This window comes from Pectobacterium polonicum (assembly GCF_005497185.1).
Taxonomy (GTDB): Bacteria; Pseudomonadota; Gammaproteobacteria; order Enterobacterales; family Enterobacteriaceae; genus Pectobacterium; species Pectobacterium polonicum.
The window spans coordinates 38,550-60,358 of record NZ_RJTN01000010.1; the positions used below are offsets into that span (position 1 = coordinate 38,550).

The following is a 21,809-nucleotide window of genomic DNA, read 5'->3' on the forward strand; positions in this document are numbered from 1 at the left end:
CTCTCCTTAGCGAATCGGATTGAAAACGTCTTTACCCAGCCCGCATTCTGGGCAGAGGAAGTTGTCGGGTACGTCCGACCACATGGTGCCAGGGGTGACATCCTGCATCGGTTCGCCGAGCGCCGGATCGTAGATCCACTGGCAGACGCTGCACTGCATACAGCCGTTTTCTGACTGTACCGCTGGTTGTGCTGTCGGCTGTGGCGCAGCGACTTCATTGCATCCGCAGGCGCTTTCAGCAGGGGCGCTCGCAGCCTGCGGGGTGGCTGTGCTCGGCTTCACTGGCGAGATCACGCGACGGGCAGGCGTATCATCCAGCGGATGCAGCGCCCATTGGCGGGCGATTTCGCGGCCGTGATTACGGCAAATTTCCAGCGCTGAACCATCAGGACGCCATTTGGTTTTCAGCGCCAGTGTGGTTTCAAAGCCGGCATCCATCAGGCGGGTTTGAACGCGGTCTACCGCACCGCCGTTCCAGCCGTAGCTACCGAACGCCGAGGCTTTCTTGTTTTGGAAGCGCAGGCCGGTGATCTCTTCCAGCATGGCAGCGACCTTTGGCATCATCACGTTATTCATGGTGGATGAACCGACGAGCACGCCTTTCGAGCGGAAGACCTGCGTCAGAATTTCGTTCTTGTCGTGGCGTGCGACGTTGTAGATTTTTACTGCGACGCCCGGGTCGACATCGTTGATGCCTTGCGCAATGGCGTCAGCCATCATGCGGGTGTTATTGGACATGGTGTCGTAGAAAAGCGTGATGCGATCTTCCTGATAGCTGTCTGCCCACTTCAGATACAGATGGATGATCTGAGCCGGATCGTCGCGCCATACCACGCCGTGTGAGGTGGCAACCATCGACAGCGGCAGGTTGAAACCCAGCACTTCGTGGATCTTGGCGGTCACTAATCGACTGAACGGCGTCAGGATATTGGCGAAATAGCGCTGGCACTGCTCAAACAGTTCTGTTTGATCCACTTCGTCATTAAACAGGTGCTCATCGCAGTAGTGCTGGCCGAATGCATCGTTACTGAACAGAACAGCATCTTCAGTCATATAGGTCATCATACTGTCCGGCCAGTGCAGCATCGGCGTTTCGATAAAGATCAGCTGCTTGCCGTTACCGATATCCAGCGTGTCGCCGGTTTTGACCGTATGGAAATTCCACTCGGGGTGATGGTGATGCCCAGTAATGGAATCGATCGCATTGTAGGTGCAGTAAATCGGCGTGTTGGGAATACGCGCCATCAGTTCGCTCAGTGCGCCAGCGTGATCCTCTTCGGCATGGTTAATCACGATATAATCAATCGTGTTTAGATCCACTTCCGCCATCAGATTTTGTACAAACTCGCGGCTGAATTTGTGATCGACGGTATCGATCAGCACGGTTTTCTCTTCGCGGATCAGGTAACTGTTGTAGCTGCTGCCTTGCAGCGTTTTGTATTCTGTGCCGTGAAAATCACGGACTTCCCAATCGCGTTGTCCAACCCAGTGGATGTTGTTCTTAACGTGAATCGTCATGTTCTGAAACCTCAATCATCATATGCAGGAAAATATGTTTTAGAGATTGCAGGAAGCGTGCCAATTTTTAATTTATTGATTTATAACTATTTAATAAATAGTGGTTGTCAAAATGACATAATTTATCTACTGTCTTAATGACATAGGCTATGTCATTAGGACACACCATGACGCTCTCCATTAACGCCCTTGCCCGCATCGCTATCGAATTGCAAATGGGGCTATCGAATCAGGATCGTTTTCAGCGCTTGATCAACAGCCTGCGCCAATTGCTGCGCTGTGATGCGTCGGCGCTGTTGCGTTACGAGAATCAGCTGTTCCGTCCGTTGGCGATCGACGGCCTTGCGCCGGACGTACTGGGGCGACGCTTTCGTTTGTCCGATCATCCCCGTTTGGAGGCGATTGCCCGCGCGGGCGACGTGGTGCGCTTTCCGGCGGATAGCCAGCTTCCCGATCCGTATGACGGTCTAATCCCCAGTCAGGAGGATCTTAAGGTACACGCCTGCGTTGGTCTGCCGCTGTTTGCTAATCAAAACCTGATCGGGGCGCTGACCGTAGACGGCATGGACCCCTGTCAGTTCGACCATTTTAGCGATGAAGAACTGCGGCTAGTGGGCGCGATGGCGGCGGCGGCGCTGAGTAACGCGCTGCTGATGGAACGTCTTGAACGACAGTTGCCCGCGCCGGTGCGGGCTGAAAGCCCGGCAGCGGAAAGCGTGGAGGAAATGGTCGGGCTATCGGAACCGATGCAGCGTTTGAAGAAAGAAGTGGATATCGTTGCTGGTTCCGATCTGAATGTGTTGATCATGGGGGAAACCGGCGTCGGTAAGGAACTGGTGGCGCGGGCGATTCATCATGGTTCCAGCCGTGCAGCGCATCCTCTGGTGTACCTGAACTGCGCGGCACTGCCCGAATCGGTGGCGGAGAGCGAGCTATTTGGTCATGTGAAAGGGGCGTTTACCGGGGCGATCCACCATCGAACGGGCAAATTTGAAATGGCGGATAACGGTACGCTGTTTTTAGATGAGATTGGCGAGCTGTCGTTGACGCTACAGGCGAAACTGCTGCGCGTATTACAGTATGGCGATCTCCAGCGCGTGGGTGATGATAGCAGTCTGAAAGTGAACGTGCGTGTGCTGGCGGCAACTAACCGCGATCTGCGGCAGGCGGTGCTGGATGGCGCTTTCCGGGCTGATTTGTTCCACCGGTTGAGTGTGTTCCCGCTGTCCGTACCGCCGCTGCGTGAGCGTCGTCAGGATGTGGCGCTGCTGGCAGGCTTCTTCTGTGAACGCAGCCGAGTGCAGTTGGGGCTGGCGCGTTTGGCGCTGACGGCAGACGCGGGGGCGCTGCTGGAGCAGTACGACTGGCCGGGGAATGTACGTGAACTGGAACATGCCATTTACCGCGCCACCGTGTTGGCGAGAGCGGGGCAGGAATCGGGCGAGGTGCTGTTAGGCCCTGAGCATTTTAATCTCGAACTGCCCTCCCAGCCGGTTCATACCACTTCCGGTTCATCGATCGCTATCGACACCGCTCCCGCATATTCCATCAGCGGCGGCCTGCGGGAAGCTACGGATGACTATCAGCGTCGGATTATCCAACACACGTTAGCGCGCCATGAGGGCAACTGGTCATCCTGCGCAAGGGCGCTGGAATTGGACAGCGGCAACCTGCATCGGCTGGCGAAGCGGTTAGGCATCAAATGAAAAACGCCCCGACGACTGTCGGGGCGTTGGTAGACGAAATATAACCTAACTTCTATATCGCGTATTTAACTTAACCGCATTTCACGCACTTGGCGCTCTGGATTACCTGGAAGAAATCGTTGCCTTTATCATCGACCAGAATAAAGGCTGGGAAATCTTCGACTTCGATTTTCCAGATAGCTTCCATTCCCAGTTCCGGGTATTCCACGCAGGTCAGGCTCTTGATGCTGTTCTGCGCCAGAATTGCTGCCGGGCCGCCGATGCTGCCGAGGTAGAAGCCGCCGTGTTTATGGCACGCGTCGGTCACCTGCTGGCTGCGGTTGCCTTTCGCCAGCATGATCATGCTGCCTCCGTTGGCTTGCAGTAAATCGACGTAGGAATCCATGCGGCCAGCGGTGGTCGGGCCTAACGAGCCGGACGGGTAGCCTTCCGGCGTTTTTGCTGGTCCCGCGTAGTAAATCGGGTGATCTTTGATGTACTGCGGCAGCCCTTCGCCGTTATCCAGACGTTCCTTCAGCTTGGCGTGAGCAATATCACGACCCACGATGATGGTGCCAGTCAGGGAAAGGCGGGTGGATACCGGATACTGCGACAGCGTCTTCAGAATCTCGGCCATCGGACGGTTCAGGTCGATTTTAACCGCATCGCCTTCGCCCGTTTCACGCAGATGTTCAGGGATATATTTGCCCGGATTCTGCTCTAACTGCTCCAGCCAGATGCCCTTGCGGTTGATCTTGCCTTTGATATTACGGTCAGCGGAACAGGACACGCCCATACCGACGGGGCAAGATGCGCCGTGGCGCGGCAGGCGGATAATCCGCACGTCGTGTGCAAAGTATTTGCCGCCGAACTGTGCGCCCAGACCCAGATCGCGCGCCGCTTCCAGAATCTCCTGTTCCAGTGCCACATCGCGGAACGCCTGACCGTGTTCATTACCTTCGGTCGGCAGTTCGTCGTAGTACTTGGTTGAGGCCAGCTTAACGGTTTTCAGCGTGGTTTCTGCCGAGGTGCCGCCAATGACAAAGGCGATGTGGTACGGCGGGCAGGCCGCGGTGCCCAATGAACGCATTTTCTCGATCAGGAAGCTCTTCAGTTTACCCGGCGTCAGCAGCGCTTTGGTTTCCTGGTACAGATAGGTTTTGTTGGCAGAGCCGCCGCCTTTGGTGACGAACAGGAATTTATAGTCTTCGCCCTCGGTGCTGTAGAGATCAATCTGCGCGGGCAGGTTGGTGCCGGTGTTGACCTCTTTATACATATCCAGCGCGGCGTTCTGCGAGTAACGCAGGTTGTCTTCAATGAATGTGTTGTACACGCCCTTGGATAGCGCTTCGGCATCGTTGCCGCCAGTCCAGACGTTCTGACCTTTTTTACCCACGATGATCGCCGTACCCGTATCCTGACAGGTCGGCAGGATGCCCTTGGCAGAAATCTCGGAGTTGCGCAGGAATTGCAGGGCAACGTATTTATCGTTTTCGCTAGCCTCCGGATCGCTAAGAATATCGGCAACTTGCTGCTGGTGAGCGGGGCGGAGCATGAAAGAAGCATCGTGGAAGGCTTGTTGGGCCAGAAGAGTCAGCGCCGCTGGCTCGACTTTCAGGATGTCCTGACCTTCAAATTTAGCGACAGAGACAAAATCGCTGCTCAGCAGGCGATATTCGGTGTCATCTTTACGGAGTGGAAAAGGATCTTGGTAATAGAAGGGTTTATTCGACATTTTTTTCTCACTTGCAATGGCATTAATTAATAAATTCCGACCTTTATAGGATTCAACGTCTTATTATTAAGGTAAGGCGTATTACGCAGCACTACAGGAATGTCTCGAATACAAAAGTAGTAATCACCATAATAGTATGGTTTTTTGTCGGGAAGTACCACTTTGGTACATCACAATAATAATGATGTGACGGGTTATTTTTTCCCTGCGGTAGACGGGCGAAATCGCTACGCAGCACGGCTTTCCCACACATGGCGGAGACAGGAAAATATGTACGATAGGACGTGAAAATATTTCTCTTTTAATTGCCTTAATTAAGTAAAGTAAACGGTTAAATTAAAAACAATAACCATTTAACCTTTAATGTTATTACTTGACGAGATAAAGACGCTGTTAGCGGCCTTTTATCTCTCCGCGAAAAAGCAGGCTAATCATAAAAGCCACTGCGTCGTGGCTCGTATGATTACTGCTGTAATTTTGCAAGGTTATAACGGTGTGCTCTCTTGTTGGGCAAGAAGATTGTCGATCATCCATAGTCCAGCAGGGCCGGGTGGATGGGGTTTAGACCAGACGACATCGACGTCAATCCACTGTGGCCAGCCTGCAACGGGCAGTTCTATCAGTTTTTGTCGGTCATATTGTGCCACCAGCCAGCGCGGCAGAATGCTCCAGCCGTGCCCCTGCTGCGCCATTTCCAACAGCATAAGGTAGGACGGCGCAGACCAGACGATCCCTTCCGGCTGCGGTCGGTCACTGCGTTTATAGGTATTGAGATAGAGCTGGCGGATCGTTGCCAGTTGGCTACGGGTTACGGTTTTCTCAGTCGCAAGCGGGTGGGCTGCCGACACGAAGACGGCCATTTCAGTCTTAACCTGCAAACGCGCGGCGGCGATATCGGGTGGATAATCCGTTTGGGCGCGTACCAGCCCAACATGCGCGCGGTCCAGTTGCAGTAGATCGATGACGTCATCGCCTTCCGCAACCAGACATTCAAATTCAATATCGGGAAAGTTGTGTGCGAAACGCTGAATCACCGGTTCGTAATGAGTGGCCTGCCAGATATCGGACAGCACAAATGTCAGGCGGGGCTCGATATGGTCGGCCAGACGAATCGCCAGCTCATCCAGTTCCTCACTGGCGGATAAGATGGCCTGTACGTGAGAAAGCACTTTTCTACCTGCCAGCGTCAGAACAGGTTGGTGGCCGGATCGATCAAACAGCGTTAGCCCCAGATCGGTTTCCAAATTTGCTATCGCGGCGCTGATGGTGGACTGGCTTTTATGTAATCGTCGGGCGGCGGCAGAAAACGAGCCCGCATCAACGGTGGTAACAAAAGCCAGCAAGGATTCTGGTGAATATCGCATCGTACCTCTATCGATTTTATCGATGGAATCTAACTTTACTCTACCATCTTATGCGATGAAAATAAGGCGGTAATACGATGCCATCCATGGTCATGGCAAAAATTGACCAGTAACGTGCAATAAATAAAAGTGAATGTGCTATGCAGAACAAGACCAGCAAAACCTTACGTGAACGCTTGTACCATGCGGTGGGCTTTGAGCTGATTGCGTTAATGATCTGTGCGCCAGCGGGTGCCTGGCTACTGAATAAACCGCTTTTCGACATGGGCGCGTTGGCGATTATGCTGTCCAGCGTCGCAATGATCTGGAATATGATCTACAACGCGATATTCGATCGCCTATGGCCAGCGGATCGCGTTAAGCGTCGGCTACCGATCCGTGTCGCTCACGCGCTGGGGTTTGAAGGCGGATTTATTCTGATTGGTCTGCCGCTGGCGGCGTGGATGCTGAATATCACGCTGTGGCAAGCGCTAATGGTGGAGATCGGCTTCTTCCTGTTCTTCCTGCCTTACACTGTGGCGTATAACTGGGCCTACGACACCTTGCGTGAACGTATTGTGAACCGCCGCAATCATGTCCAGCGCATGTCAGCCAACTCCCGTCTGCGCTAACCCTGTGCTTCACCGGTGTGTCAGTTTAAAACTCTGATACGCCGGTAGTTCAAGCGATCGCCATAAATACCATGATGCCACCGTGCGGTAAGGTTGACAGGGCAGGCTGAACGCCTGCAATTCGCGCGGCTTCGGCATATCCGGTAAATCATAGACGTAGCGTAATCCCTGACGAATGCCCAAATCGTCGAGCGGCATGATGTCGGTGCGTTCCAGCGAATAAATCAAAAACATTTCCACCGTCCAGCGCCCGATTCCTTTTAGCGACGTGAGCTGCTGAATGAGCGTGTCGTCGTCCATATTTGCCGCCTGCTTGAGGCTGGGCACCAGCCCGCTCAACGCACCCTGTGCGATGTCGTGTAGCGTATCCGCTTTGCGAGCGGAAAAACCACACTGCCGCAATGTGTCTGTGGAGCAGGCGAGCATCTGTTGTGGGCTGGGAAAGACATCGTCATGTACCCGCAGGAGCTTCGCGACCATCGCATCGCCGGCGCGTGTCGTTAGCTGCTGATAGGCGACGGCGCGCATCAGTGCTTCATAAGGTTCACGATGTGGCGCGGTCTGATGACGGCAGTCGCCAACCTGATCGATCACGCTGGCCCAGCGTGTGTTGATGGCGCTGAGATGGGCTTTGGCGTGTTGCATGAAATCCGACGACGGATAGGATGGCATAAACGGCTTCCGTGATAAGAACGCAAAGGACAGGAAACGAGCATAGGAGATTGTCGCGTGGTGCGCTATCAGGGAAAGGATATTTCAGCGGCTGGCTACGCCGCTGTGACACATTAATAATAATCGCCGTGCCGATAGTCCCAAGTGGTGAAGGTGTCAGACATCAGCGACATCACCTTGTCCATATCCAGCCCCTTACGTATCAGCGCGGGGCAAGGGAACACGCTACGTCTTCCTTTCTGTTCCGGTATCAGCTGGCCGTCTGTATCTACCATCGACACCATGACTCCCTGTTCATAGCGTGTGTCATGAGATTTATTCGGCTGGATAGCTTTCACATAATCGTCAGCCTCGATAACCAGATCGGCGAAGGCATGAATACGCTCGCCGATACCTTCTACCTCGCCTCGGTTGCCTTTACCGGACGGGTTGGCTGAACTGGCAAAGGTTAATTTTCCGTACCTTTCCCACAGCGCCTGTGTGAGAATTTCGCTCGGTTTACCAAATTTAATCACGAAACAGCTGGTTTTGCGATCGTCCATCATCAACGCTTTCGATCCGTCTTTGGGGATACGCGCTAATGCGCTATCGTGCCAGGGAAGGATGCAGCCTAGCAGTACATCGGCATCCCAATGGCGCTGATACAACTGTTCGATTTCTGGATTCAACTGCGCCAGCGCTTTCACCTGTGCGAGAGAGCCACACAGCACGACGCCCGGCTTGTTGCGGTTGCGCTGTTTGGCATCAAACTTGCGTTCTAGCCCGACTTTATCTGAAGCCATGATGATGTAACCCACTTTAGTGGGGGAAACGATGATTCCCCCACCGCGTGACATAATCTGCACTGCATCATCATGTAAACCGCCATTCCAGTGGACCCTATTTCCGCTCATGTGACCTCCGATTGCAGAGAAAAAATCTGAGTCCCACCGTGTACCATTGATTCGCGTCACAGATTTGTTCGAAAAGTAACCGCAAATGTCGACGGAAATATCACTGTTAGACTGTTTTCTTGTGCCTGTCATCGCTCCTGTACGAGAGCGGCCCGAATGAAAAAGCAAGAGTTGGACGTGTGCACTGGGCGGCTTTGGTTTAGCGTTAGCGCATGGTGTGACTTTCCGTAATATTAAGATCGGCAGTAATACTGAAACTGGAATGGGGTGTGCACATGCGCAACGACACGATGCTTAACGATATGCCGTTTCAGGATGCAGACTCGCGCTGGCAGGCGGTAGTGACGCGTAATAAAGTGGCCGATGGCTGGTTTATCTACGCAGTAAAGACGACGGGCATCTACTGTGCACCGTCTTGCGCATCACGTCAGCCTCGGCGTGAAAATGTGCTGTTCTTCACGACGGCTGATGAGGCGCTGGCGGCGGGATATCGCCCGTGTAAACGGTGTCGGCAAGGAATCATGTCGCGGCAAGAACAGCAGGCACAGCAGATTGCCCGCGCGTGTCGGATGATTGAACTGTCGGATCGTCCGCCAACGCTGGCGATGCTGGCTCAAGCCGTGGGGATAAGCGCGTTCCATTTTCATCGCCTATTCAAAACCACAACCGGTCTGACACCAAAACAGTATGCCAGCGCCCATCGTCACCAGCAGTTACGTGAAAAATTGGCAGACAACGGCGAGGTGACCGCAGCGATTATCGCGGTGGGCTATGACACCAGCGGGCGCTTTTATGCCGAGGCTGGTGCGCATTTAGGGATGACGCCGACGGTGTTTCAGCACAAGGGAAAGGGGATGACGATCCACTTTGCCGTTGGCCGCTGCTCACTTGGCGAGATTCTGGTGGCGGAAAGCGAGAAAGGGATCTGTGCGATCTTACTGGGAGACGAACCTGAACCTCTGCTCAACTCGCTTCAGGAGATGTTTGCTAATGCGCATTTGGTCGGTGGTGATGCGGCGTTTGAACAACGGATGGCGCAGGTCGTCGGATTTGTCGACGATTCGACCATTGGGCTGACGCTGCCTCTCGATATTCGCGGTACGGCATTCCAGCAGCGTGTCTGGCAAGCACTGCGGGCGATCCCGGCAGGAGAAACGCTGAGCTATCGTGAGGTTGCTGAGCGGATTGGGACGCCCGCCGCCGTGCGCGCTGTCGCGGGTGCCTGTGCGGCGAACCGGCTGGCGGTTGTGATCCCTTGTCATCGTGTGGTGCGGCATGATGGGGCGCTGTCAGGCTATCGCTGGGGTATTGAGCGTAAGCGTGCTCTGCTGGAGAAGGAACGGGTCGAGAAAGAGCCGATGGAAAAAGAACAGATTGTGCATCAGCCAGAGGAATCATCACTGTGAATTTTGATTTATTTGCCGATGAAACGCCACGTCGCTGGACGGAAACGCTGGCACCGGGTGCGGTCATCTTGCGTGGTCGTGCTTATGACGACGTCCCGACGCTGCTTGCGGCACTGAAAACCGTCATTGCATGTGCGCCGCTGCGTAAGATGGTCACGCCGGGCGGCTTTGTGATGTCGGTGGCAATGAGTAACTGCGGTCGGCTCGGCTGGGTGACGGATGAGCGCGGCTATCGCTACACTTCACACGATCCGCTGAACGGGGAAGCGTGGCCTGCGATGCCGGAGGTTTTTTTCCAACTGGCGCAGCAGGCGGCGAGTGAAGCTGGTTTTGCGGATTTTGAACCGGATGCCTGCCTGATCAACCGCTATGATGTCGGCACGCGTATGTCTCTGCATCAGGATAAAAATGAACGGGATTTTCGCCAGCCAATCGTGTCCGTCTCGCTGGGGCTTAGCGCGACGTTCCTGTTTGGCGGTATGGTGCGTAGCGATAGAGCAAAACGGGTTCCGTTGACACACGGCGATGTGGTGGTCTGGGGCGGTGAATCTCGGCTCTATTTTCACGGTATTCTGCCGTTGAAAAATGGCAGCGTGCCGGAAGGGATGACGGATGAATGCCGTTTTAATCTGACATTTCGTAAAGCGGGATGAGTAAAATACCAGTCCGCATGAGTGAATCCGTTCAGTAGAGTTGCTGTACGAAAGTCTTGGATGGATAGAACGTGTATTGCAACAGGACAGGCTCAGCGTTCATCCCCTCTTTTGCACGCTGTCTGAATACTCCGCCGCCGCATCCACTTTTCTCTCCACGTTTTGTCCCTTATTGCATTCCAGTTCCTCTTCCCCGCCACTCACGGGCTTTAGATAAATGTTGCAAAGGTTAATAAGTGTGAGGCAATTCAAATTATCGTTATTAATATACTTGTATGGTAGTCAGCATAAACGAATGGCTACATGCACAGAAGGATAAGTAACGTGAAGATTGTCAGCGCTGAAGTGTTTGTCACCTGCCCGGGACGGAACTTTGTCACCCTGAAAATTACGACAGATAGCGGATTAACCGGCCTCGGCGATGCGACGCTCAATGGGCGTGAGCTGCCGGTCGCCTCTTACCTCAAAGACCATGTGTGTCCGCAGCTTATCGGGCGTGACGCGCACCAGATTGAGGACATTTGGCAGTATTTCTACAAAGGCGCGTACTGGCGTCGTGGGCCAGTGACCATGTCCGCGATTTCGGCGGTCGACATGGCACTGTGGGATATCAAGGCTAAAGCCGCCAACATGCCGCTTTATCAACTGCTGGGCGGCGCATCGCGCACGGGCGTCATGGTGTATTGCCACACGACGGGCCACTCGATTGATGAAGTGTTGGATGATTACGCCAAGCATCGCGATCAGGGTTTCAAGGCGATTCGCGTGCAGTGCGGCGTGCCGGGTATGAAAACCACCTATGGCATGGCGAAAGGAAAAGGGCTGGCGTATGAGCCCGCGACGAAAGGCAACTGGCCGGAAGAGCAGTTGTGGTCCACAGAAAAATACCTCGATTTCACGCCTAAGCTGTTTGAAGCGGTGCGCGATAAGTTTGGCTTCAACGAGCACCTGTTGCACGACATGCATCATCGTCTGACGCCGATTGAAGCGGCGCGCTTTGGTAAAAGCGTTGAAGATCATCGTCTCTTCTGGATGGAAGACCCGACGCCTGCGGAAAATCAGGCGTGCTTCCGTTTAATCCGTCAGCACACCGTCACGCCGATTGCCGTCGGTGAAGTCTTTAACAGCATTTGGGATTGTAAACAGCTGATTGAAGAACAGCTTATTGACTACATCCGCACCACGATTACCCACGCGGGCGGGATTACCGGTATGCGCCGCATTGCCGACTTTGCCTCTCTCTATCAGGTGCGCACCGGTTCGCACGGGCCATCAGATCTGTCACCTATCTGTATGGCGGCGGCGCTGCATTTTGACCTCTGGGTGCCAAATTTCGGTGTGCAGGAATACATGGGCTACTCGGAGCAAATGCTGGAAGTGTTCCCACATAGCTGGACATTCGATAACGGCTATATGCATCCAGGTGAAAAGCCGGGATTAGGCATTGAGTTCGATGAAAAGCTGGCGGCCAAATATCCCTATGACCCCGCTTATTTGCCGGTTGCCCGTCTGGAAGACGGTACGTTGTGGAATTGGTAATAAGAAAAATAAAATAATTATAGTGTATTAGTGAATAGAACATCTTACCTACATTCACATTCAATAATGCACTACTCTCATGATATATCTTAAAAGGTAATAATATAATTATGTCTAGTGCAAACCATGTTGAAGACGTTCATGATAATACACCAGTGATAAAACGTGTTGCAACTGCATCAGCCATTGGTACGGCAGCGGAATATTATGATTTTTTTGCCTATGGCACTGCGGCTGTTTTATTTTTTGGTCAACTATTTTTCCCAAGTTCAGATCCATTAATTAGTACGTTGGCTGCTTTTGCAACCTATGCCGTTGGCTTTCTTGCCCGTCCATTGGGGGGGATTGTCTTTGGACATATTGGCGATAAAGTGGGGCGTAAAAAAGCACTGGTCATTACTATTTTAATTGTAGGTTTAGGTACATTCTGTATTGGCCTGTTACCTACCTATGAAAAAATTGGTATTTGGGCTCCAATATTATTAATTTTAATCCGCGTCTTACAGGGATTTGGCGTTGGGGGAGAACAGGCGGGAGCTGTTTTGATGACCGCTGAGTATTCTCAACCTGAACGTCGAGGCTTTTTTTCCAGTTGGGTACAAATCGGTGCGCCGACAGGCTTCCTTCTGCCTCTCGCCTTGTTTGCAGTGCTAAATAAAGTGCTTTCTCCTGAACAGATGCTGGACTGGGGTTGGCGTATTCCGTTCTTGCTGAGTTTGTTGCTGGTTATCGTAGGGCTCTTTATTCGCTTAAAAATTGATGAGTCACCTGTTTTTGCGCAGATTAGAGAAACAAAAGCTGCGGAGTCACGTCCTGTTATCGAAGTTATTCGCGATTTTCCTGGTATCGTTGCTAAAGGGGTATGTGCCAAACTTGTTGAAGCATGTACCTTCGCGATGTTTACCGTTATCGTGCTTGCATATGGTAAAGCGAATCATCTTGATGAAACCTTATTGATGGAAACGATGATCGTTGCAGTGATATTGGAAATTATGGCAATACCGTTAATGGGACATCTTTCTGATAAATTAGGCCGTAAGCCTATCTATATCATTGGTGCATTGCTTCAGGTTGTAATGATTGTTCCTTTCTTCCTGGCAATCAATCAAGATAGTTATTGGTTAACTCAGCTTGTAATGATCATGGTATTAACTATTGGTCACAGCATGTGTTATGCACCACAGGCATCATTTTTTCCAGAGTTATTCCCTACGCACATCCGTTGTAGCGGTATCGCCTTAATATGGCAGGTCGGGTCATTAATTGGCAGCGGGGTTCTTGGGTTGCTGGCAGTTAAAATTCTTCAGGTGACCGGTGGCCATTATTATGGTCTGGCAGCTTATGTAATTGTATTAGGCGTTATTTCTATCGTCGGTTTGTTATTAATGCCAGAGACTGCACCTAAACGAATTAAGCGCGAGTTGCACTCGTGGGGTAAGAATTAATTATTCATAAATATGTTGTGTCTTTTATTTAAATTTTGCCAACACCAGGGATAACGATGAGTATTAATGAATTTTCTACTCTTAAGCCGCAAGTTGTGGTGCCGCGTTACGACCGACGCCTGCTAAAAACACGTATTGCGCATATTGGCTTTGGCGCATTCCACCGAGCACATCAGGCGGTCTGTGCCGATAAGCTGGCGGCGGAGCAGGGCAGCGACTGGGGCTATTGCGAGATTAACCTGATCGGCGGCGAGCAGCAGATTGAAGCCATTCGCCAGCAGGATTTACTGTGGTCGGTTTCCGAAATGGCGGACAGCGGCTGGCATAGCCGGATCATCGGTGTCGCGACCGGTGCGCTGCACGCGGAAGTTGAGGGCATTGAGGCGGTGCTGGAAGCGCTAAGCGCGCCGGATATCGCCATCGTATCGATTACTGTGACGGAGAAAGGCTATTGCCACCATCCGGCGACGGGGCAATTAAATAGTGAACATCCGCTGATTTGCCACGATCTGGCGTTACCCGCAGAACCACGCTCCCTGCCCGGTGTGATTCTGGCTGCCATCAAACGCAGACGGGAACGCCAGCTACCGGTATTCAGCGTGATGTCCTGCGACAATATGCCAGAGAACGGACACGTTACGCGCAACGTGATCGTGCAACTGGCCGAGCAGCAGGATGTCGAACTGGCGCGCTGGATTGAACAGCACGTCACCTTTCCGTCCACAATGGTTGACAGGATTGTTCCCGCTATCACCGAAGAAACGCTGGAGACGATCCAGGGGCAACTGGGCGTCGCCGATCCGGCGGGGATCGCCTGTGAGCCGTTCTTCCAGTGGGTGATTGAAGATAACTTTGTTAATGGTCGTCCCGCATGGGAAAAAGCGGGCGCGGAGTTGGTACAGGACGTGCTGCCGTTTGAGGAAATGAAGCTGCGTATGCTCAACGGCAGTCACTCGTTTCTCGCGTATCTGGGCTATCTTGCTGGCTACCAGCACATCAGCGAATGTATGCAGGACGGCGCGCTGGTCGCGGCGGCACACCATCTGATGCTACGTGAGCAGGCACCGACGCTGCGTACGCAGGGTGTCGATCTCGCCGCCTATGCGGATGCGCTGCTGGATCGCTATCGTAACCGGGCGCTAAAACACCGCACCTGGCAGATTGCGATGGACGGTTCGCAAAAACTGCCGCAGCGGATACTGGATTCGATCCGCTGGCATCTGGCGAACGGCAGCCGTTTTGATGCGCTGGCGCTCGGTGTGGCGGGGTGGATGCGTTATGTCGGTGGTATAGATGAGCAAGGGCAACCGATTGAAATCAGCGATCCGTTAAAAGAGGTGATGGTTAAAACGGTGCAATCCAGTCAGGAAGGAGAAAGCCGAGTCGCGGCGTTGCTGACGTTAACGGCGATTTTCGGTGAGGATTTACCGAAGAACCCCGCTTTTGTAGCGTCAGTGACGCAGCACTATCTGTCACTGTTAGCGAAGGGCGTGAAAGAAACGTTGCAGGAGAGAGTCTGGTAGGCTGAAAAGCGCGGCGAGTTCGGTAACACTGACACTCGCTGCGCTAAGCGTGTATCATAAGCGGTAAATTTCTTGGCTAAGCACAGCGGCATGGATACCTCTTTTCAGATTAACAACAGCGAACCAGTCAACCAGCAAATTTATCGCGTACTGCGCAAAGACATTGTGGAATGCAATATTCCGCCGGGTAAGTTGCTGTCTGAAAAAGAAATCTCTGTGCGTTTTGATGTTTCCCGCCAGCCGGTTAGAGAAGCCTTTATCAAGCTGGCCGAAGCCGGTCTGGTGCAGATCATGCCGCAGCGCGGTACGTTTGTGATGAAGATCTCCGAGCAGCGCGTGGCGGATGCACGCTTTATCCGTCAGGCGCTGGAATGTGCCATTGTGCGCCGGGCAGCCGAAATGGTGACGGATGAGCAACTGCTAACGCTGGAGCACAACTTACGCCGTCAGGAACTGGCTGCGCAGAATGAGCAGGTACGCGAGTTCCTTAGCCTCGATGACAGCTTCCATCAGCTTCTGACTCAGATTGCTAACTGTCCGCTGGCGTGGGAAACCATCGAATCGATCAAAGCAACGATGGATCGCGTGCGTTTTCTCAGCCTGAGCCAGGTTTCTCCCCCGCCAAGTCTGATCCAACAGCACTACCTGATTTTTAGCGCCCTGAAAGCGCGCGATCCCGATGCGGCTGAAAAAGCGATCCGTGAACATTTGCAGGAAATGATCTATTCGATCACGCCGATTGCGCAACAGAATAGCGATTGGTTCGAACAGGTCTGAGTAGTTGCCGCGCTAAATGATCTCATTGGAAACACTCGCTGAAGCTATTGTCCTCAGCGAGTGGGGGACGTCATCCTATCCTGTTACCGCTCACAGCATTGACGTTTTACGCTCCCAGTTGTAATGGTTTACTGCCTCAGCGCGATAACGCCGCAATTTCACTGCCGCTCAAGGCACCATCATAAATTTTGAAATAATCATAGCGTCCCTTCATATAAGGATCGGTCGGGTATTGCGAACGCCCAAGATACGCCGCATTCAGCTCACCGAGCTGACAAGGTGCCAGAGTGAGCGTTTCACTTCGCGCGACTTCTTTGCCGTCAATATACATAATCCCGACATTACCAGACAGGGTAAGCGCGACGGTGACCCAGCGACCAACGGGGAATGTCTCGGTTGCGGGTTCAAATGCTTCCATCATGTAACCGTGTAAACTGGATATTCTGAATGAAGGCTTGCCCTGATTGCTGTATGGCAATAGGGCGATCCAGCGCCGGGTGCCCGAACCCATGTCGAAAATACGTGCCCAGGTTCGCTTGTCGTCAGCACTGAAGCGGGTAATGACGGTGAAATCACCTAAATTTTCCATTACTTTTCCGGGTAAACTGACATGACCATCGACCCCATCTAAAATCAGTGCAACACCCGAACCATCTGGCCCCGTTCCCCAAGTGGCTCCGCCGTGTAAGGTGCTGGCTTCCCATTTCCCGGTGCTGTCAGCCAGCGTGGTGCCCGAACCTTCATTGAACGCCAGATGGAAAATTTCTTCTGCCTTGATAGTGACGCTGACCACATCAGACGCACGGCTTTCCCCGCCATTGATCACGGCCTTAACGCGATAGTAATAGCGGGTTGCGCTAGTGGCGATATTCCGGTCGGTATAGGTCAGTAGATCGGCAATATCGTAAGCGAGGGTGCTGAATGCGCCATTTGCTGAGGTTGAACGTTCAAGCGTATAGCTGGTGGCGCCGACGACGCCCCACCATGAAAGCTCGATGCTTTCGCCACGACGATAAGCGGTTAAGCCGGTGGGTTTCAGCTCTGAACTCTCGACGGCCAGATCGCGCGTGTACAATAACGTGCCGTAGCCCGTACCATCACCCCCACCGCCATTCTCTGGTGTAATCTTCTGTACGTATTTATAAACGTAGGGCGTCGCAATCCCTTTGCGTTTCGCGTAGTGATTGTAGATAGTCTCCCAGCATGGGCGGTTATTCCCCTGACTGACGGTGCCAAGTCCTTCCATCAGGCCATGACGATTACGATAATTTTTCCACGGTACTGAATAATAGGCACCACTTTCGTCTGTCAGGTTGGATTTCGCCACATATTCGGCACCGGCGAGAAAACGGTTGTTGGCATAACCGTAGATATCATCGCCTTGATGCCAGGCCATTTCACAGAATGCGGCTCCCAGGCTCATGCCTAACGTCGTGTGTCCCTGATCGCGACCACTTTCCTGCCATTGCCCCAGATAGCCAGGATGCACATGTGCTACGGCTAACATCCCCGCGCCATTACCCTGACCATATTTATAATAATCAATGGCTTCTTGATAGATGTCCGGGCGGTCACATAGCACGCCGATCGCCAAAATATTGGCAATCGCACACTGATCCCAGTTCGCCCAGTAGTTCGTAATATCTGCACCGTTGTGAACGTCCAAAAAGTTCCGTGACATCGGATAGAAGATCGTCAGCATCATGTTTTGGAAACGTTCAAAGTCGGTGCGCGCCCAGCCGGAGTAAGTTCGCATAATCTCTGCGACGTTAGCGAATTGGTAGCCATAGATACCAGCCGCTAACCAGCGGTCTGCGTTACCCGTGATCGTTTTCAGGGTAGAAGACCAGGCATTGAGATAACGCAGCGCCTCATCGGCATAGACCTTATCTTGGGTAATTTTCCAGCGCACCGCCAGACGGTAGGAACGCTGCACATCGATATATAAAATCGGGAAGTTTTGTCCTTCTCCTCCGCGCACGAGGTTTTCTGCCGCTCGCGGGTTGGCGCCTAACTGTGAATAAACATCCGCAGTAAAAGGTGTCCATGCTTCTGTCCAGGGGCTCTCTTTGCGGGCGATCTTTTCCCGAATGCGAGAAAAATCCTCTTCGGTGTGCAATAAGCCTGGGTGCGTGAAGGTGCGATCTTCGGCATAAATTGAGGGGGCAATAGCGCCTGTTGCGACTGCGGCAATGGCTCGGGTGAGGAAACTCCCTTTGAACTGGCCCAATAATCCACTGACAGCCGCCCCTGCACCCGCTTGTAAAAAGCGGCGGCGAGGTAACGACTCGGGTCTTGTTGCTTCCGAGTGTGACCCCGTGGATGTGTTCGAATTACTGTTGTCCGTCTGTTGTGATATTTTTTTCATGGTGGTTTAACTTCCCTATCTATTTGTATTTAATCACTTCACCGATGAGTATGAGTAACACCGCTCCGGTTTTTCCACGATCGGCCGATTATCAGGCTACAGGAAAAGGACAGGCGGTTCCCTTGTTGCTCAGTACCCATTTTTTGGGTTGTGTTGCCATCGAATGCTGAAAATAAGGCTTTCTTTATTAAGGTGTCGAGGGAAATCGTGCTGGAAGAATGTTGCGCTCTATGACGGATAGCATGGGAAGCGCTCATTGATTTTTTTGATGAAAATCAATGAGCATAAGGCATTATGTCAGCCTCTTCTTTGGCGCTGTGCTTTGGTGAGTGTCAGGCACCAGGTATTATCTGGTTGAAAATAAGACCGTATTGAAAACGCTACTCCAGCGGTTGTGCCAGATGAATCAACCACAGCTCGTTGTCGGCTTCTGGTTTCTGCAACGGTTTGATTTCCAACGTTGTATCGACCGCCTTTCCATCTCGCGTAAGTTTTCCATCGGTAGTCACCTGATAGTCGTCCGCCTTATCTTTCGCCTTCACGGGGGATTGCAGCTCGGATTGCAGGCCAAAGTCGTTGTCATTAATGACGGCCAGCGTTTGTTTATCGACCAGCGCCAGACCTTCTACTTTTTCTTGCTGCCAGCCGAGCTTACGCAGATCCACCAACTCCTGCTTGTGCGCCAGCGTAACGCCGCGTTTTTCTAACCGGGCGAGATCGTCAAATTCTGGTGATTTGCCATCGGCATCGAACGGCGTCAGGTCACTCGCTTTACTGAGATCGACCAGATAGATGCGATTCTGCATCTGCTTGTCTTTATCCGCACCTTGCTCTACCAGCAGGATGCGTTGATTATCCAGAGCGACGATATCACCAATTTTGGCATCTTTCGCTTTCTTATAGCTGTCGATGTTGATGGGGTAGCCCACCATGCGGCTGGTTTGCGTTTCCGGGTTAAACATCACCAGACGCGTAAACTGCGCTTTGTTTTTGGTTTTGCCGTCGATATCCAGCGTACTTTGCACGGCCATGACGATCGTGCCGTCCGGCAGGCGAGTCAGCCCTTCAAAACCCCGATTTGGCTGACGCCACTTGATGATGTTTGGTAAGCCGCTGGCGACGGAGTGCTCATTGCCCGCAGGCGTTGGCCCAAATTTTTGCAGAATTTTTCCGCTGGCATCAATATGGATCAGGAACGGGCCGTATTCATCACACAGCCAGAAGCCGCCTTTGCCATCCGGCGTGATCCCTTCGGTGTCCAGTCCGCGCTGGCTGGTGCTGAGCGGTTGTAGCGCGTCATTCAGCGCCACTTCGTTGGTGGTACCAATAAAATCCGCAGGCAGTGGCAGACCGGTGATGTTGCCCTCGGCATCGTGCAGCGAGCGTGGGTTTATAGCTTCGGCAGCGTTCGCGCTAACCCGAATATCCATAATTAGCGGTGCGTAGTCGGGGCTAGCGAAGATTTTGGCCTCTTTCTCTCCGACCAGCGGCGAATCGGCGTTCGGGCCACGATCGGTGACGGTAGTGAACATGAGGTCATCGCCTTGTTTGCCCGTGAAGTAAAGACCAGAACCAATACCGACAGGCAGACCGTTGGGAAAATTTTTGGCGAATTTGCCTTGATATGAAACATGATCGCTGGCCGGGAAGGTGACGACATAACGCGTCACTTTTTCTCCTGCGGCCTGAACGCTGAACGGCAAAAACCCGGCAACCAGCAGTGCTAACAACGTGTGTTTCATGGCGTTTGCTCTTTGATGTGGATCGATTTGACTGAAGTATCGTCGGAGCATAGATAATAGACATGTCAGTTCTGTGACCGCACGCTTGATTTTGAAATGAAGCATGCGGTTTTCATGACACATCACTGGTTAGAAAGTCTGCCGCTATCCTTTTCCGCGTGGTTTCCTGAAGGTGAAAAAGAGTTGCAGCGTATTGCATAACACCAGAAAAGCGGTGACGACGAACACCCAGCGGAACCCCATCAGGGCGGAGACACCGGAACCCATCAGTGGCCCCAGCACGTTGCCTAAATACATGAATGACTGGTTATAGCCGAAGATGCGGCCTGTCACCTGCTGACTGCTGTATTTGACCAACAGCGCCTGCACGGTTGGCATCAGTGCGCCATCGGCAAAGCCCAGCATGAAACGCAGAATGCCAAGCTGTGTGGGGCTTTGTACCACAGCCATGACCAGGAATAGCAGTACGCTGATCGCCAGCGCGGCGATCAAGACACGATGTGCGCCGATGCGGTCACCTAAACGGCCAAGGCGTGGTGCCGATAGCAGGGCGGAAACGCCAGGAATGGCCGCAATCACGCCGCTGATAAAAGCAATATTGTCCGTACCGGGAGCCAGATCGCGGATGAATAAGGTGAGAATAGGGCTGATGGAGCCGTTTGCCATCTGGATCATCATTGTCGTAATGAACAGACAGATGATAAGTGCTGGATAGGGAAGCGAAGCAAAGACCGCTTTCCCGCTGAGTCGATTCTCTTTGGTGACCTTAACCACGCTCTCTTTAATGGCGAAAAGCGTAATCAGGAAGCTGGTAAACAGCATGCCTCCCGTGATGAAAAAGACGATACGTAGCCCGATATAGTCGGCCATAAAGCCACCGAATAAGGGACCGAGGATGACGCCTGCGATCTGTCCGGTCGATAGCATCCCCAGCGCCCAGCCGCTTTTTTCACGCGGAACCTGTGAGGCGATCAGCGCCATCGCGTTGGGAATGTAGCCGGAGGTCAGCCCCATTAACGAACGCAGGATGAACAACTGCCACACGTTGGTCGCTAACCCTTGCAGCGACATCACGATCGCCATGCCGAGCGCAGCGCGCAGCAGCATGAGTTTGCGCCCCTTACGATCGGCGAGGCTTCCCCACAGTGGTGCCACGGCAGCAGAGATGAGAAAAGACGAGCTGAAGATCAAACCAGACCACAGGCTCAGCGACTCGTGTGAATTAACACCAAGCTGCTCAATGTACAGTGGCAAGAAGGGCAGTATCTGGCTCATGGCCAGCCCGGTGAAAAAGCATCCCAGCCAGGCAGAGAAGAGGTTAAGTTTCCAGGTTTCCATGTGGGCGGAAGGGGCCTTCATCAGCGAATAACCAATGGCGAAATTGTGGTTACCCTGCGTAAAAAGCGGGCTAACCGCTAGCGAATAGCGCTCAATTAATAACGGACAGTGACTAAAATTTCGTCTTTCATCATGAGCATAGCATAGCCCACAGCGTATTGGTTACTGAGGGTAATGATTCGCAACAAAAGAAAATCAGCATGAGCAGGGGATAGTGCGGGTAAATTTAATTTTGTGATTCACGTCACAAAAAATGTGCTTTTGCCAGGCAGTCGTTGTACAATTCACCGACATAAGGCAAAGCATCGCCATTAAGAGAAAAGTTATTCCATCGCGTGATTAAAACTATTGCTTAATTAAACAATAAGCTAAGTAAAACCAAGGTGAAAAAAGTGCGTAACTTCTTTAAAAAAATGCTGGCGGCTTACCTGAATACCTATAAAGACGTGCCGCCTGGCGCACTGTTCTAAGAATCTGTGCTATGCAAACAGGCCGCCATATTGGCGGCCTGTTTATTGATGGGGCCGACGCATTTTGAGA

The 21,809-nt window shown here is 52.5% G+C and carries 17 protein-coding genes; 9 read left to right on the forward strand and 8 right to left on the reverse strand.

Annotated features, from left to right (window positions below; genetic code table 11):
* Positions 1–6: 6 nt before the first annotated feature.
* Positions 7–1,518: an anaerobic nitric oxide reductase flavorubredoxin gene (norV, locus tag EDI29_RS11880; RefSeq protein ID WP_137741081.1), complete on the reverse strand. Its 1,512-nt coding sequence runs from the start codon at positions 1,516–1,518 to the stop codon at positions 7–9.
* 167 nt (positions 1,519–1,685) lie between these two features.
* Between norV and norR the strand changes: the two genes are divergently transcribed.
* The gene (norR, locus tag EDI29_RS11885) at positions 1,686–3,224 is read left to right on the forward strand and encodes a nitric oxide reductase transcriptional regulator NorR (RefSeq protein ID WP_137741132.1); all 1,539 of its coding nucleotides are present in this window, start codon (positions 1,686–1,688) and stop codon (positions 3,222–3,224) included.
* A 70-nt stretch (positions 3,225–3,294) separates the two neighbouring features.
* Here norR and fumA read toward each other — a convergent pair whose 3' ends face one another.
* The gene (gene fumA / locus EDI29_RS11890; RefSeq protein ID WP_137741082.1) at positions 3,295–4,938 is read right to left on the reverse strand and encodes a class I fumarate hydratase FumA; all 1,644 of its coding nucleotides are present in this window, start codon (positions 4,936–4,938) and stop codon (positions 3,295–3,297) included.
* A gap of 485 nt (positions 4,939–5,423) precedes the next feature.
* Positions 5,424–6,302 carry a LysR family transcriptional regulator gene (locus EDI29_RS11895; protein WP_137741083.1) on the reverse strand — a complete coding sequence of 293 codons (879 nt, stop codon included), beginning with the start codon at positions 6,300–6,302 and terminating at the stop codon, positions 5,424–5,426.
* Between the two features lie 140 nt (positions 6,303–6,442).
* On the opposite strand from EDI29_RS11895, the gene EDI29_RS11900 reads away from it, so the two are divergent.
* A complete protein-coding gene (locus EDI29_RS11900; protein ID WP_137741084.1) occupies positions 6,443–6,913 on the forward strand; it encodes a multidrug/biocide efflux PACE transporter in 471 nt (156 codons plus the stop codon).
* A gap of 9 nt (positions 6,914–6,922) precedes the next feature.
* On the opposite strand, the gene EDI29_RS11905 is transcribed toward EDI29_RS11900, so the two are convergent.
* Positions 6,923–7,585: a DNA-3-methyladenine glycosylase family protein gene (locus EDI29_RS11905; protein ID WP_137741085.1), complete on the reverse strand. Its 663-nt coding sequence runs from the start codon at positions 7,583–7,585 to the stop codon at positions 6,923–6,925.
* Between the two features lie 113 nt (positions 7,586–7,698).
* Positions 7,699–8,478 (reverse strand): L-threonylcarbamoyladenylate synthase, encoded by a 780-nt coding sequence (locus tag EDI29_RS11910; protein WP_137741086.1) that lies wholly within the window; start codon positions 8,476–8,478, stop codon positions 7,699–7,701.
* Between the two features lie 275 nt (positions 8,479–8,753).
* On the opposite strand from EDI29_RS11910, the gene ada reads away from it, so the two are divergent.
* The 6 genes from ada to EDI29_RS11940 all read left to right on the forward strand — a co-directional run bounded on the left by ada (position 8,754) and on the right by EDI29_RS11940 (position 15,821).
* Positions 8,754–9,884: a bifunctional DNA-binding transcriptional regulator/O6-methylguanine-DNA methyltransferase Ada gene (ada, locus tag EDI29_RS11915; protein ID WP_137741087.1), complete on the forward strand. Its 1,131-nt coding sequence runs from the start codon at positions 8,754–8,756 to the stop codon at positions 9,882–9,884.
* On the forward strand, positions 9,881–10,537 hold the full coding sequence (alkB, locus tag EDI29_RS11920; protein ID WP_137741088.1) for a DNA oxidative demethylase AlkB: 657 nt from the start codon (positions 9,881–9,883) through the stop codon (positions 10,535–10,537). Before ada ends, alkB begins: the two co-directional genes overlap by 4 nt.
* A 324-nt stretch (positions 10,538–10,861) precedes the next feature.
* Entirely contained in the window at positions 10,862–12,076 is a 1,215-nt protein-coding gene (manD, locus tag EDI29_RS11925; RefSeq protein WP_107168207.1) for a D-mannonate dehydratase ManD, read from the forward strand.
* 110 nt (positions 12,077–12,186) lie between these two features.
* On the forward strand, positions 12,187–13,521 hold the full coding sequence (locus EDI29_RS11930; RefSeq protein WP_137741089.1) for an MFS transporter: 1,335 nt from the start codon (positions 12,187–12,189) through the stop codon (positions 13,519–13,521).
* 56 nt (positions 13,522–13,577) lie between these two features.
* Complete coding sequence (locus tag EDI29_RS11935; RefSeq protein ID WP_137741090.1) at positions 13,578–15,044, forward strand: mannitol dehydrogenase family protein; 1,467 nt, start codon at positions 13,578–13,580, stop codon at positions 15,042–15,044.
* Positions 15,045–15,134: 90 nt separating this feature from the next.
* Complete coding sequence (locus tag EDI29_RS11940; RefSeq protein ID WP_137741133.1) at positions 15,135–15,821, forward strand: GntR family transcriptional regulator; 687 nt, start codon at positions 15,135–15,137, stop codon at positions 15,819–15,821.
* A 136-nt stretch (positions 15,822–15,957) separates the two neighbouring features.
* Here EDI29_RS11940 and EDI29_RS11945 read toward each other — a convergent pair whose 3' ends face one another.
* From EDI29_RS11945 to EDI29_RS11955, 3 genes are all read right to left on the reverse strand, one after another.
* Complete coding sequence (locus EDI29_RS11945) at positions 15,958–18,189, reverse strand: LamG-like jellyroll fold domain-containing protein (protein WP_137741091.1); 2,232 nt, start codon at positions 18,187–18,189, stop codon at positions 15,958–15,960.
* A 380-nt stretch (positions 18,190–18,569) separates the two neighbouring features.
* Positions 18,570–19,931 carry an esterase-like activity of phytase family protein gene (locus EDI29_RS11950; protein ID WP_137741092.1) on the reverse strand — a complete coding sequence of 454 codons (1,362 nt, stop codon included), beginning with the start codon at positions 19,929–19,931 and terminating at the stop codon, positions 18,570–18,572.
* A gap of 144 nt (positions 19,932–20,075) precedes the next feature.
* Entirely contained in the window at positions 20,076–21,269 is a 1,194-nt protein-coding gene (locus EDI29_RS11955; RefSeq protein WP_137741134.1) for a multidrug efflux MFS transporter, read from the reverse strand.
* Between the two features lie 392 nt (positions 21,270–21,661).
* Between EDI29_RS11955 and azuC the strand changes: the two genes are divergently transcribed.
* Positions 21,662–21,739 carry a stress response protein AzuC gene (gene azuC / locus EDI29_RS23215; RefSeq protein ID WP_014914323.1) on the forward strand — a complete coding sequence of 26 codons (78 nt, stop codon included), beginning with the start codon at positions 21,662–21,664 and terminating at the stop codon, positions 21,737–21,739.
* The last annotated feature ends 70 nt before the right edge of the window (positions 21,740–21,809 follow it).

Bases quoted from the DNA above. Each gene is read 5' to 3' on its own strand.
- norV (WP_137741081.1), bottom strand. From the start codon at position 1,518: ATGACGATTCACGTTAAGAACAACATCCACTGGGTTGGACAACGCGAT.
- norR (WP_137741132.1), top strand. From the start codon at position 1,686: ATGACGCTCTCCATTAACGCCCTTGCCCGCATCGCTATCGAATTGCAA.
- fumA (WP_137741082.1), bottom strand. From the start codon at position 4,938: ATGTCGAATAAACCCTTCTATTACCAAGATCCTTTTCCACTCCGTAAA.
- EDI29_RS11895 (WP_137741083.1), bottom strand. From the start codon at position 6,302: ATGCGATATTCACCAGAATCCTTGCTGGCTTTTGTTACCACCGTTGAT.
- EDI29_RS11900 (WP_137741084.1), top strand. From the start codon at position 6,443: ATGCAGAACAAGACCAGCAAAACCTTACGTGAACGCTTGTACCATGCG.
- EDI29_RS11905 (WP_137741085.1), bottom strand. From the start codon at position 7,585: ATGCCATCCTATCCGTCGTCGGATTTCATGCAACACGCCAAAGCCCAT.
- EDI29_RS11910 (WP_137741086.1), bottom strand. From the start codon at position 8,478: ATGAGCGGAAATAGGGTCCACTGGAATGGCGGTTTACATGATGATGCA.
- ada (WP_137741087.1), top strand. From the start codon at position 8,754: ATGCGCAACGACACGATGCTTAACGATATGCCGTTTCAGGATGCAGAC.
- EDI29_RS11930 (WP_137741089.1), top strand. From the start codon at position 12,187: ATGTCTAGTGCAAACCATGTTGAAGACGTTCATGATAATACACCAGTG.
- EDI29_RS11935 (WP_137741090.1), top strand. From the start codon at position 13,578: ATGAGTATTAATGAATTTTCTACTCTTAAGCCGCAAGTTGTGGTGCCG.
- EDI29_RS11940 (WP_137741133.1), top strand. From the start codon at position 15,135: ATGGATACCTCTTTTCAGATTAACAACAGCGAACCAGTCAACCAGCAA.
- EDI29_RS11945 (WP_137741091.1), bottom strand. From the start codon at position 18,189: ATGAAAAAAATATCACAACAGACGGACAACAGTAATTCGAACACATCC.
- EDI29_RS11950 (WP_137741092.1), bottom strand. From the start codon at position 19,931: ATGAAACACACGTTGTTAGCACTGCTGGTTGCCGGGTTTTTGCCGTTC.
- EDI29_RS11955 (WP_137741134.1), bottom strand. From the start codon at position 21,269: ATGGAAACCTGGAAACTTAACCTCTTCTCTGCCTGGCTGGGATGCTTT.